Origin of the sequence: Sulfurospirillum diekertiae (assembly GCF_002309535.1) — a bacterium.
GTDB lineage: Bacteria > Campylobacterota > Campylobacteria > Campylobacterales > Sulfurospirillaceae > Sulfurospirillum > Sulfurospirillum diekertiae.
The window spans coordinates 634,537-647,084 of the sequence record NZ_CP023275.1 but is presented as its reverse complement, the minus strand read 5'-3'; the positions used below and the strand labels follow the sequence as shown (position 1 = coordinate 647,084).

Below are 12,548 nucleotides of genomic sequence, written 5' to 3'. Positions count from 1 at the left end.
TGCTAGAATCTTGATCTTCAAAAACTTACATGTAAAGAGATAATAGTGGATCTAGAATATTATGAAATATTGGAAATTACCAAAACAGCAGACGCTACTGAGATTAAAAAAGCCTATCGCAAATTAGCATTGCAATACCATCCCGATCGCAATCAGGGTGATAAAGAGGCTGAAGAGAAATTTAAAGCGATTAATGAAGCTTACCAAGTCTTAAGTGATGAGCAAAAACGTGCTACGTACGATCGCTACGGTAAATCAGGACTTGATTCTCAAGGCTTTAGCCATTTCTCCGATATGCGTTATGAAGACATTATGGGTGATCTTGGTTCCATCTTTGAATCTGTCTTTGGTGGTGGCTTTGGAAGCAGTGGTGGTTTTGGTGGTGGTGGATCAAAACAAAATCGCAAATACAACCTCGACCTTGAAGCAGAAGTAACACTTGCCTTTAATGAAGCCATTTTTGGTACTAAAAAAGAGGTCACTTTCGCCTATAAGAAGCCTTGTGACACGTGTGATGGAACGGGAAGCAAAGATAAATCTAAGGCTACGTGTAAAGAGTGCAAAGGAAAAGGTCAGGTTTTCTACCGACAAGGCTTTATGACCTTTTCACAAACCTGCCCAAATTGTAATGGAAAAGGGAGCGTTGTTACCAATCCATGCCCAAGCTGTAATGCTAAAGGCTTTACGCAAATCGAAGACAAAGTGACGATTGACATTCCTGAGGGTATTGACAATAACAACCGTATTCGAGTGGCGGGCAAAGGTAATATTGACGAGCGCGGAGGAAGAGGCGATCTTTACATCTTAGTGCATGTCAAAGAAGATGAGCATTTTGTACGCCATAACGATGATATTTACATCGAAGTCCCTGTATTTTTTACGCAAGTTGCTCTTGGTGAAACCATCAAAATCCCAACGATCCGAGGCGAAGCAGAGCTTGAATTACCTCTTGGTGCAAAAGACAAACAACAATTTATCTTCAAACATGAAGGTGTTAAAAATGTCCATACGCATCAATTAGGCAGCATGATTACGCAAATTTCTATTCGCTACCCTAAAAAGCTTACTAAAGAGCAAAAAGAGCTACTTATTCAATTGCAAGAAGAATTCGGCGTTGAAAAAAAATCCAAAGACGACAAATTTGAAAGTGTCTTCGACAAAATCAAAAGCTGGTTTAATTAAACGATGCAACCTCTCATAGAGTACCAAGGCGAAACGCTTTGCTACTCTATCATCATTAATCGCCGTCTGAAACATCTTTACATTATGATAGACCCAATCAAAGGGGTCATTGTCAAAACACCCTACACATCCAAAGAATATATTCACGAATTAGTAAGTCAAAAAGCGGCATGGATTTTTACAAAGGTTAAAGCGGCAAAAAAGCGAACAACCATACAATCACTTTTTACTGAAGAGGGAAAAGTGCTCTATTTGGGCGAGCCTATTCTTTTACATGTAAAGCAGACACCTGATGCATTTTACAAAGAAAAAACCATCCCTTTGGTGACAAGACTCGTCGAAGAGTGGAGTTTTTTAATGGGCGTTAAACCCACGAAAATCAGTTTTCGAAAGGCCAAAAAACGTTGGGGAAGTTGCTCACACACGAATGAACTAAGCTTTAACCTCAGCCTTGCTCAACTGCCTCTAGAGTGTATTACCTACATCGTCATTCACGAACTTTCACACATTGAGCACAAACACCATCAAAAAAGCTTCTGGCAATGCGTAGCCGAACATATGCCTGAGTATAAAACATGCGAGAAAATTCTTAAAAACTATTCGCCAACACTCTCTTAAAAAAATAAAATTCTAAACCCAATTGCGACCAGAACAACCCCTCCAAAAATCTCCGCTTTGCTTTCCAACCACGTACCACTGAGCTTTCCTACATAAACGCCTAGAAAACTAACCACAAACGTTGTTAAACCAATGATAGCACATGAAAGCAGAGGATTGAGATCTAAAAGCATTAAGCTAAAGCCTGCAGCCATAGCATCGATGCTCGTTGCGATAGCTAGCGTTAACATGATTTTATTGGTAATCTTTGATATTTCTTCACCAACGCCTTCATTGACCCCTTCATAGATCATTTTTGCCCCAATAAGTGCTAGCAGACCAAAAGCAATATACGAGGCATACTGGCTTACGAAACCCAACACCCCTTTACCGCCAAGATACCCAAGCAAAGGCATTAATGCTTGAAAAACACCAAAAAAGAGTCCCGCTTTAAGGGCAAGTGCTTTGGTGGTATGACCATTTTGTTTAGCTCCAAGGCCAATGGAAACAGCAAAAGCATCCATGCTAAGAGCAAATGCTAATAACAATACTTCTATCATTTGAGTTCTCCCCAATTATTACCTATGGCAATGGAAACTTTCAGTGGAACACGAAGAGGATAAACCTCTTCCATAACTTTTTGAGCCTGCAAGGCAAACGCTTCTGCCCGTTCTTCTTTTACTTCGAAAATCAATTCATCGTGAATTTGAAGCAGTAACTTTGCCTCATCGTCCACAAGTGTAGTCATAATTTTATTCATCGATAGTTTGATGAGATCAGCAGCACTTCCTTGAAAAACGGTATTGACCGCTTCACGAAGGTAACCCGCATATTGCATACCGTTAGCATGTTCAAAGTCAAAAAAACGTTTTCGACCTAAAAGTGTCTGCACGTATCCCTCTTTTTTAGCACCCTCTGCTATGTCTGAAAGATATTTTTTAATCGTTGGAAAGGTTGCAAAATAACTTTCAATATAACTTTTTGCCTCTTTGGTAGAGATCCCAATCGTTTCCGAAAGACGCTTAGGCCCCATTCCATACAACAATCCAAAGTTAATACTTTTAGCCACACCTCGTTTTGCCACAGCCTCTGCTTCGCCAAAAAGTTTTAAAGCTGTCTCTTTATGAATATCTTTACCCGATTGAAAGGCATGAATCATCGCTTCATCACCGCTAAAATGTGCCAAAAGTCTTAACTCAATTTGGGAGTAATCAATGCCGATGAGTTTACAGCCCTCTTTTGCCACAAAACCACCGCGTACTTCGCGCCCAAGCTCTGTTTTCACAGGAATGTTTTGAAGGTTCGGATCTTTAGAGCTGAGTCTTCCTGTTGCGGTGCCTGTTTGTATAAACGAAGTATGCACACGTCCCAATGGAGACTCTTTGGAAAGTTTAAGCAGTGGTTCGATGTACGTGGAACGCAGTTTATAAAGTTCACGATACTCCAAAATTTTGGCAATGCTAGGGTGTTGGTCTAAAAGCTCATTCAAAACATTTTCATCGGTGCTATAACCTGTTTTGGTCTTTTTAACCGTTGGAAGTCCTAACTGTTCAAACAGAACGGCTCCGAGTTGTTGGGTTGAATTAAGATTAAACGTCGCATCGCATAAACTAAAAATTTCCGCCTTTAGTTCTTCGATCGCATGGTCTGTTCGTTTTAAGAGGACTTCAAAATAACGACCATCAATTTTTATCCCCTCTTTTTCCATCTTCATCAGTGTCTTAATAAAGGGGAACTCAACCTCTTTGGCAAGATCAAGCAATTCGGGGTCAAGCACTTCATGGAGTTTCTCAAAAAGCCTAAGAGTCATCCACGCATCTTCGCTAGCATATTCACATGCCTTTTCTAACGGCACAGCACTAAAATTTTCTCCTTTGGGGACAACATCTTTGAACTTAACCATCGCATGATTAAAAAATCTAAGGGAGAGCGTATCAAGACCGACATTGGTTTCAGGATTAAGAAGCCACGCAAGAAGCATCGTGTCCGCATAAATAGCAACATCTTTAATGCCAAAATTATTTTCAATGACAGCCAGATCAAATTTGAGATTTTGTCCAACAATTTTGTGAGTAAAAAGTGCTTCCAGTGCTCTCTTCGCATCGGCTAATGCAATTTGATCGCCTACTCCTAAATAGTGATGTCCGATAGGCACATAATATGCCTCATGCGTATTAGTTGCAAAAGAGAATCCAACGATCTTTGCATTGTATGCATCCAATGCATTTGTCTCTGTATCAAACGCGACTATAGCGTCTTCTTCGATGCCTTCAATGATGTTAAAAAGCATCTTGGTATCATCAAGCAAAATTGCATTAAAACTGTTACTTGGCGCCTCTTTTGACTTTACATGTAAAGACTCATTTCTTACACGAGAGAGCATATGACGTAGCTCATACTTTTCAAGTTCATCGGTTATATTGATGAGAGGATTATCACAAGGAAAATGAAATGCATCGAACTTATCAGCGATGTTAAGCGAATCATCCAGACGAACCAGTTGTTTGCTTAAAAAGGCTTTTTCACGTCCCTCTTCGAGCATCGCTTGAACACGAGGGTTTCCTATACGTTCAAGGTTTTCATACACATTTTCGATTGTTCCATAATCATCCAAAAGTTTTTTAGCTCCCTTTGGGCCAATGCCTTTTACACCGGGAATATTATCGGCAACATCACCTACGAGCGCTAAATATTCATTAATTTTATTAGGATAAACACCAAATTTTTCAAAACATTTTTCTGTATCAATCTCCATCTTTTTCATCGGATCGTAAATCACTACCGTGCCATCATCAATGAGTTGATACAAATCTTTATCGTGGGTGACAATGCGCACTTTAATATCATGGCTTTTCGCAAAACGTACCGCAGATGCGATGACATCATCCGCCTCATACCCCTCTTGCGCATAGCATTTAAAGCCCATTTTCTCAATCCAAGAGATAGCTACAGGAAGTTGACGCCTTAAATCTTCAGGGGCTTCAGGACGATTGGCTTTGTAATTAGGGTCTAGTGTATGACGAAAATTTTTGCCTTTACTATCAAGCGCAAACAGTAGATAATCGGTATCGTGCTCATTCTTAATCGCATAAATAAAATTGGCAAATCCTGTGAGAAGTCCTGTAGGAAAACCCTGAGTATTGCGCAGTTGTGGAAGCGCATAGTAGTTCCTAAAAAAGAAACCAAATGTATCAATAATTGTAAGAATTTTCACGGAAATACCTTTTACATGTAAGAAGTTAGTAGTATTCTTTGAGTTTTGTCACAACCTCAAGAAATGCTTGTTTATCAAGTTTTTCTTTTTCAAGAATATTCAAAGCAAGGTTGATACTTCGCTCACTGAGTGGTGCATTAATGGGGATAGCCGTTTTAACCACTTTTAGCGCAACCGCATAAGGGCGAATGTCTAAAGGAGCAACCCCAAGAGCATCAACGTATTCAATCGCGTGTACCATTTTATCTTCAAATTTCCAATGTTTAAAAATAAGCCCCGCCACTTCACTGCTCGTCATTCTGACAAACATTTTTTCAACATCAGCGATATTGTTACTATTTTCAATTTCAGAACGAAATTGATACATTTCATCATTTTTGACAATTTCATCGGCAATCAGAATTTTACCGGTCTCTTGCAAAAGTGCCGCCAGAAAAAGAAAATCTGCTTTCGTTGCATCAATCTTGCTGTACCACTGAACCATCAATGCACTTTGCAATCCTGAGATAGCAGCAAACTCTTCAGGCGTAACACCATATGGTGCCATATCGACTTGTAACAATTTTTTAATCGACATATCCGTCACTAAAGAACGTGTAGTAGACATTCCAAAAAGGCTCACGGCTTGTAGTACACTTTTAATCTCTCGCCTAAAGTTATATAAAGGAGAATTAGCGACTTTCAATAAGTTAGCAACCATCATAGGATCTTCTTCTATGACCCGTGCAAGGTCTGCTGAACTCGCATTTGGGTCTTGACAAATGAGCGTCATCTGATGAAAACTTTTAGGGAGGGGAGGAAGTGCTTTGATGCGCTCAGCAATTTCTTCTAGCATGTCAGCTCTCTTTATTAATTTGTTTGATTATAGCGAGGTTTAAGTAAAAATCCAATGAGGAGAGCTCCTCATTGGATTAACAAAGGTTTAACTAGGAATCCCATCATCAATACTATCAGGGTTATCCAATGCATGTTTAAATTTTTTCATGTCAATCTGCTTGTCCCAAACGCCAACAAAAACAGTGGCAACAGCGTTACCACAAAGGTTACCAACAGCTCTCATTTCACTCATAAATTTATCCACTCCGAGCAAAACTGCAACCGTTGCGACAGGGATCGCACCACCCATTGCCGACAAAGTTCCCGCAAGGATAATAATGCCTGAACCCGTAACCCCTACCGCCCCTTTTGATGTCACCATCAAAATAAGAATGATGCTCATCTGCTCACTCAAAGTCAAAGGCACATTGAATGCTTGAGACAGAAAGATAATAGAAAGTGCAAGATAAATATTGGTACAACCAAGGTTAAATGAGTAACCTGTTGGAATAACAAGCCCTGTTGTTCCTCTACTAACACCCGCAGCCTCAAGCCTTCTCATTAGCGGAGCAAGTGCAGCTTCACTTGAAGAGGTTGCAAAGACAATTAAAACTTCTTTTGCAATGTAACGCATAAATTTGAAAACATTAATTTTGTAAAACCATAAAATAACACCTAGCACGCCAAAGGTAAATGCAAGAACCGAAACGAACATAACGGCCAATAAATTTGCCATACCCAGGAGTGATGATAGTCCAAACTTACCAATCAAAAATGCCATAGCACTAAAGCTTGCAATAGGGCTTGACCACATGATCAATGTTAAAATTTTAAAGAAGAAGTTTTGCGCTTTTTCTAAAGGTTTTAAAATCGTGATTTTATGTTTTCCACCAAAAGCAGAAAGAAGGATTGCAAAGAAAAGTGCCATTGTGAGCACTTGGAGCGTATCCCCGTGTAAAAATGGTGAAATGGGATCATTAGGAATGGCATGTCTGAGAATGCTCCATGCTGAACCTACCTCTTGTTTTACCTGCGTAAAACTTTCAATACTAGAAGCGTCTAAGGATTCAATGGAGAGATTCATTCCCTCCCCTGGGCGGAGAATATTACCAAATAAAACACCAATGGCAAGAGCAAATGTACTCACTATCTCAAAATAGATAAATGCTTTAATACCAATGGAGCCAACTTCTTTAAGGCTTTCAAGCCCAACAATACCCGTAATAATCGTTAAAAAGATAATCGGTCCAACAAGCCATTTCAAAACTTGAATAAACCAGTCAATTCCAGGTTTTGCCTTGATAGCATTCTCTGGATCCATCACACCAAAGGTCACACCTGCGATAATAGCGACGATCACCCAAAAAGCCAAACTTTTAACGGTATAGTGCTTCCAATCTTTCTTACTTCCCTTTTTCTTGCTCACTCTGTTCAACGAAGACCCTTTTGATACTTTAAAACCAGTCTAAGCTCTATAACCGATGCGTAATTTCTACGAAAACTTAAGATGTGATTTGCAAAGTGTTTTATGATATATGATTTATTATGGCATACGAAAAGGGATTTTAATGAGATTTTTTAAAGAAAAGGGGGGAAATTGTATTAAAAAAAAAGAGGTCAATGAAGTAATTGTAACACCTCATTGACCGTATAAAAATTGATTAACCAGGAATTGTGTCTTCAACACTCTCTGGATGATCTAATGCGTATCTGAATTTATCCATATCGATCTGTTTATCCCAAGCACCAACAACAACAGCAGCAACCGCATTACCACAAAGGTTACCTACCGCTCTCATTTCGCTCATGAATTTATCAACACCAAGAAGTACCGCAACCGTTACCACAGGAATTGCGCCACCCATAGCAGACAAAGTTCCCGCAAGAACGATAAAACCAGAACCTGTTACACCTACAGCACCTTTTGAGGTAACCATCAAAATGAAGATGATGCTTAACTCTTCACCAAGGGTCAATGGAATATTGAACGCTTGAGAAATAAAGATAATGGAGAGTGAAAGATAGATGTTCGTACAATCAAGGTTAAATGAATACCCCGTTGGAATAACAAGACCTGTTGTTCCACGACTGACACCAGCGGCTTCTAGACGACGCATCAATGGAGCCAATGCAGATTCACTGGATGACGTTGCAAATACAATCAATACCTCTTTAGCGATAAAGCGCATAAATTTGAAAATATTGATTTTGAAGATTGCCATAATAATACCAAGGACTCCAAAAACAAATGCAAGTACAGAGATAGCCATAACACCCAATAAACTTGCCATATTGATCAAAGAAGCAATACCAAATTTACCGATCAAAAATGCCATCGCACTAAAAGATGCGATAGGGCTTAACCACATCAAAATCGTTAAGATTTTGAAGAAAAAGTTTTGAACACTTTCAAGTGGTTTCAAAATAGTAGCTTTATGTTTTCCACCAAAAGCAGAAATCAAAATAGCTAAAACCAATGCCATCGTTAATACTTGAAGTGTATTACCATTCAGAAATGGTGTAATAGGGTCACTTGGAACTGCATTCTTGAGGATAGACCATATAGACCCAACGTCACCCGTGCTTGTAAATTTAGCAACACTTTTAGGATCTAGCGAATCAACGGAAAGGTTCATTCCATGTCCAGGTCCAAACATATTTCCAAAAAGTACACCGATTGCCAACGCAAAGGTACTTACGATTTCAAAATAGATTAATGCTTTTAATCCAATTGAACCAACTTCTTTAAGACTTTCAAGTCCAACAATACCTGAAATAATGGTTAAGAAGATAATCGGTCCGACAAGCCATTTCAACGCTTGAATAAACCAATCAATTCCTGGCTTTGCTTGCGTTGCCAGTTTAGGATCAACCATACCAAGAGCAATACCTGCGATAATGCCAAAAATAACCCAAAAGGCCAAGCTTTTTATCGTATAGTGCATCCAGTCTTTTTTCTTCACATTCACGGTTTTTTCCACGAAACATCCTTTTCGTTTTTTTGATGAACCGATTATAATGAAAAGATATGTCTATATTATGTAGATTTACATGTAAAAGGTATTGTGATATTTTTTCCACTAAAAAACGTTACTAAAGGGAACATTTTTTAAGATTCCTTCTCTGATGCTAATTCCTGTGCTAAAAATTTTCCCGTATAACTTTCTGTTTTTGAGGCATCTTGTGCAACTTCAAAAGGCGTTCCAACTGCGATAATACGCCCTCCGTAGCTTCCTCCATCGGGTCCCATATCAATCATATAATCTGCATTTTTGATGACATCCATATTATGTTCAATGACCAATACACTGTTACCCATATCTGTGAGATGGTGTAACACTTTTACCAGTCTGTCCACATCAGCGAAGTGTAAACCTGTCGTTGGCTCGTCCAAAACATACAATGTATTGCCTGTATCCTTCTTGCTCAGCTCTTTGGCTAGTTTAATACGTTGTGCCTCACCACCACTCAGTGTCACCGCATTTTGACCTAAGGTGATATACCCCAAACCAACATCGGAGAGTGTTTGAATTTTTTGGTTAATTTTAGGAATAGCTTTAAAAAAGTCATAGGCTTCATCCACACTCATATTGAGAACATCCGAGATAGACTTCCCTTTATACTTAATCTCTAATGTTTGTGCGTTGTAGCGTTGACCTTTACAGACATCACACTTGACCATAATGTCGGGTAAAAAGTGCATCTCAATCTTGATTTCACCATCACCTTGGCACTTTTCACAACGTCCACCTTTAACGTTAAACGAAAATCGTCCCACATTGTAGCCTCTTATCTGAGCCTCTTTGGTTTTAGCGAACAGTGCACGAATCTCATCCATCACGCCTGTATATGTGGCAGGATTACTTCGTGGAGTCCTGCCAATAGGGCTTTGATCCAGATAAATGACTTTATCGAGTTGATCGAGACCAATGCATTCAACCCCCGCGACTTTGTTCACTTTTTTCGCGCGGTTAAGATACTCTTTGGCAACAGGAAGCAAGGTCTGAAGAATGAGTGAGCTCTTACCACTACCACTCACTCCTGTAATGGCGACAAGATTGCCTAAAGGAATTTTGACATCAAGGTTTTGAATATTGTTGATCGTAACATGATTAAGCTCTATCCAACGCTCTTGCTTGCGGTTCTTGCGATAGTGAATGACTTTCGTGCCGTTAAGGTATTGCGCGGTGAGCGTATTACTTTTTAAAAGCTCCTCATTGGTACCTTGAAAGACAACTTCACCTCCAAATTTTCCAGCCCCTGGTCCTATGTCGACAATGAAATCAGCCGTTTTAATCGTCTCTTTATCGTGTTCAACGACAATCACCGAATTGCCTTTTTTCTGCAAACTGCGAAGCGTTCGGATGAGTTTAAGCGTATCGCGTTCATGCAGACCAATGCTAGGTTCATCGAGGACATACATGACACCTGTTAGCCCACTGCCGATTTGCGAAGCAATACGAATACGCTGAGCCTCACCGCCACTGATCGTTCTGGCATCACGTCCTAGGCTGATGTAGCCTAATCCTACGTCAAACAAGAAGAAGAGGCGTTCTTTAATCTCTTTTAAAATAGGCTCCGAAATCATCTTCTGCTGTGGTTTCATCGAAGCAAAATTTTTCTCGTCTTGGAAAAAAGCTAAACACTGATCGATGGGGAATTCCAAAATATCGGCGATGTTTTTCTTAGCTAAACGAACCGCTAAACTCTCTTTTTTCAGACGATACCCACCACACGTGTCGCACGTCTTTTCGCTCATATAATCACCCAACTCTTTTTCATCTTTGAGCATATCGTAAGCGATTTTGATGACACCTTCCCATTTACGAATTAGCTTATGTTTTTTCCAAAAAAAGGTCGCATCTTCCACCCCACCGTGCAAAATGGCTTTTTGTTGGTGCTCTTCTAACTCTTCGTATGGTATTTTAGTATTAATGCCCGTAGCCTCACAAAAAGCTTGTAAGAATTTAGCGTAAAAACTTTTGTTAAATCCGTAAAAGATTTTAATCGCACCCTCTTCGATGCTCACATGTTCATTGATGATTTTTTTAAGATCCAACGTATAGCGAATGCCCAAACCATCACATGTTGGACATGCTCCTTTGGGTGAGTTAAATGAAAACGAAAGTGGTTCGAGGGGTTCAAAACTGATCTTACAATCAAAACACGCCAAATGCTCGCTGTAATGAATATGCGATGTTGTTAGCCCTACTTCTTCAGCGTTAGAGATGTCTAGTTCCACTTCACCATAACTCTCCAAAAGTGCTTTTTCAATGTCGGTCGCAATTCGGTCTCTATTTTCATCTCGAATCACCACACGGTCGATAATGACTTTAATCGTATGTTTTTTGGTTTTTAAAAGCTCGACTTCTTCATCCAAACGGACCATCACCCCATCAATCAAAGCTCGCACATAACCTTTGTGACGTAAAGACTCGATCATATCCGCAAAACTACCTTTTTTCTCACGCACCAATGGCGCTAAGATGGAAAGTTTCGTTTCAGGAGGAAGTTTTAACACCTGCTCGATAATATCCGCCACTGACATCTGAGAAATCTCTTTGCCACACAAATGACAGTGCTGTTTTCCCACACGCGCATAAAGCAAGCGCAGGTAATCATAGATTTCCGTAATCGTTCCCACCGTTGAGCGTGGGTTTTTACTCGTCGTTTTTTGATCAATCGCAATCGCAGGCGTTAAGCCTTCAATTTTATCGACATCGGGTTTGCCCACACGATCCAAAAATTGTCTCGCATACGACGAAAGCGATTCGATATAGCGGCGTTGCCCTTCTGCATAAAGCGTATCAAACGCCAAGGTACTTTTACCACTTCCACTTAAGCCCGTAAAAACCACAAGCTTATTTTTTGGAATTTCCAAATTGATATTTTTAAGATTATTTTCTCTAGCGCCGTAAATTTTTATCATAGGACATTCATCTCGCTCAAAATTTTATTAACCGTTAATACAAACATAATGACATACAAGATCAGAAGAGCACGTTTTTGCACCTTCTTCTCCACGCTATGGGACAGCTTCACCCCAAAATAAACTCCAATTAAAGAACCAATACCCACGGCAACTCCTGCACTATAGTCGACTAACCCATGCGATGCAAGACTCACAAAGCCAGAAATTGAGCCAAAAATAATGAAGAAAAGCGTCGTTCCAACCGCTTTTTTAATATCCCAATTCATAAAGCCTACAAGAACAGGTGTCAAAAAAATAGCTCCTCCCGTACCGGTACTAATGGCTATCGCACCAATGACCACACCCACCACAAAAAGGAGGAGTTTGGATTCATTAGGTTCACATTTGGGAATAAGAGGCGCTGTAAAAAATTTATAAATTGACATTAAAAGCGTAGCGGCAAACATTATTAAAAGGGCAATCTGGGGCAGCGCATTGACAATGAAACCACTCAGTGCCGCACCAAAGAGAGCACCAAATCCTAAAAAAATGCCGCTGTTCAGTTGAAGTACGCCACCTTTGTAATTGACATACGAACCAAACATTGAACTAAAAATCATCTGCATCACAGAAATACCGATTGCCATTTTAATGTCATAGCCAAAATAGATCAATGCTGGCACTAAAATGGTACCACCGCCTATGCCAAAAAAACCAGATGAAAATCCCACCAAAACACCAAAAAATGCAAGTCCAACAAACATATATGCCAACTTTAAATTGAGATGTTGGATTGTACTTCAACCGCTCTTAATAAACGATTTAAAC

At 39.7% G+C, this 12,548-nt stretch carries 9 protein-coding genes; 2 read left to right on the top strand and 7 right to left on the bottom strand.

Annotated features, from left to right (window positions below; all coding sequences use genetic code 11):
• Window positions 1-45 precede the first annotated feature (45 nt).
• A complete protein-coding gene (gene dnaJ, locus SJPD1_RS03360; protein WP_096045960.1) occupies window positions 46-1,182 on the top strand; it encodes a molecular chaperone DnaJ in 1,137 nt (378 codons plus the stop codon).
• Window positions 1,183-1,185: 3 nt separating this feature from the next.
• Window positions 1,186-1,800 (top strand): M48 family metallopeptidase, encoded by a 615-nt coding sequence (locus SJPD1_RS03355; RefSeq protein WP_226372236.1) that lies wholly within the window; start codon window positions 1,186-1,188, stop codon window positions 1,798-1,800.
• On the opposite strand, the gene SJPD1_RS03350 is transcribed toward SJPD1_RS03355, so the two are convergent.
• The 7 genes from SJPD1_RS03350 to SJPD1_RS03320 all read right to left on the bottom strand — a co-directional run bounded on the left by SJPD1_RS03350 (window position 1,797) and on the right by SJPD1_RS03320 (window position 12,484).
• Window positions 1,797-2,339, bottom strand: a complete 543-nt coding sequence (locus SJPD1_RS03350) for a manganese efflux pump MntP (RefSeq protein ID WP_096045959.1) — start codon at window positions 2,337-2,339, stop codon at window positions 1,797-1,799. The two genes, SJPD1_RS03355 and SJPD1_RS03350, sit on opposite strands and share 4 nt — an antisense overlap.
• Entirely contained in the window at window positions 2,336-4,993 is a 2,658-nt protein-coding gene (gene polA / locus SJPD1_RS03345; RefSeq protein WP_096045958.1) for a DNA polymerase I, read from the bottom strand. The genes SJPD1_RS03350 and polA overlap by 4 nt, the downstream gene beginning before the upstream one ends.
• Before the next feature lie 25 nt (window positions 4,994-5,018).
• Window positions 5,019-5,828, bottom strand: coding sequence for an HDOD domain-containing protein (locus SJPD1_RS03340; RefSeq protein WP_096045957.1), 810 nt, complete (start codon window positions 5,826-5,828; stop codon window positions 5,019-5,021).
• A gap of 87 nt (window positions 5,829-5,915) precedes the next feature.
• Complete coding sequence (locus SJPD1_RS03335) at window positions 5,916-7,235, bottom strand: cation:dicarboxylate symporter family transporter (RefSeq protein ID WP_096047780.1); 1,320 nt, start codon at window positions 7,233-7,235, stop codon at window positions 5,916-5,918.
• Between the two features lie 235 nt (window positions 7,236-7,470).
• Entirely contained in the window at window positions 7,471-8,754 is a 1,284-nt protein-coding gene (locus SJPD1_RS03330; protein WP_168171376.1) for a cation:dicarboxylate symporter family transporter, read from the bottom strand.
• A 164-nt stretch (window positions 8,755-8,918) separates the two neighbouring features.
• Complete coding sequence (gene uvrA, locus SJPD1_RS03325; protein WP_096045955.1) at window positions 8,919-11,738, bottom strand: excinuclease ABC subunit UvrA; 2,820 nt, start codon at window positions 11,736-11,738, stop codon at window positions 8,919-8,921.
• Complete coding sequence (locus SJPD1_RS03320) at window positions 11,735-12,484, bottom strand: sulfite exporter TauE/SafE family protein (protein ID WP_096045954.1); 750 nt, start codon at window positions 12,482-12,484, stop codon at window positions 11,735-11,737. Before SJPD1_RS03320 ends, uvrA begins: the two co-directional genes overlap by 4 nt.
• Window positions 12,485-12,548: the final 64 nt, after the last annotated feature.

Coding starts and splice junctions, on each gene's coding strand:
- SJPD1_RS03355 (WP_226372236.1), top strand. CDS start 1,186: ATGCAACCTCTCATAGAGTACCAAGGCGAAACGCTTTGCTACTCTATC.
- SJPD1_RS03350 (WP_096045959.1), bottom strand. CDS start 2,339: ATGATAGAAGTATTGTTATTAGCATTTGCTCTTAGCATGGATGCTTTT.
- SJPD1_RS03340 (WP_096045957.1), bottom strand. CDS start 5,828: ATGCTAGAAGAAATTGCTGAGCGCATCAAAGCACTTCCTCCCCTCCCT.
- SJPD1_RS03330 (WP_168171376.1), bottom strand. CDS start 8,754: ATGCACTATACGATAAAAAGCTTGGCCTTTTGGGTTATTTTTGGCATT.
- uvrA (WP_096045955.1), bottom strand. CDS start 11,738: ATGATAAAAATTTACGGCGCTAGAGAAAATAATCTTAAAAATATCAAT.
- SJPD1_RS03320 (WP_096045954.1), bottom strand. CDS start 12,484: ATGTTTGTTGGACTTGCATTTTTTGGTGTTTTGGTGGGATTTTCATCT.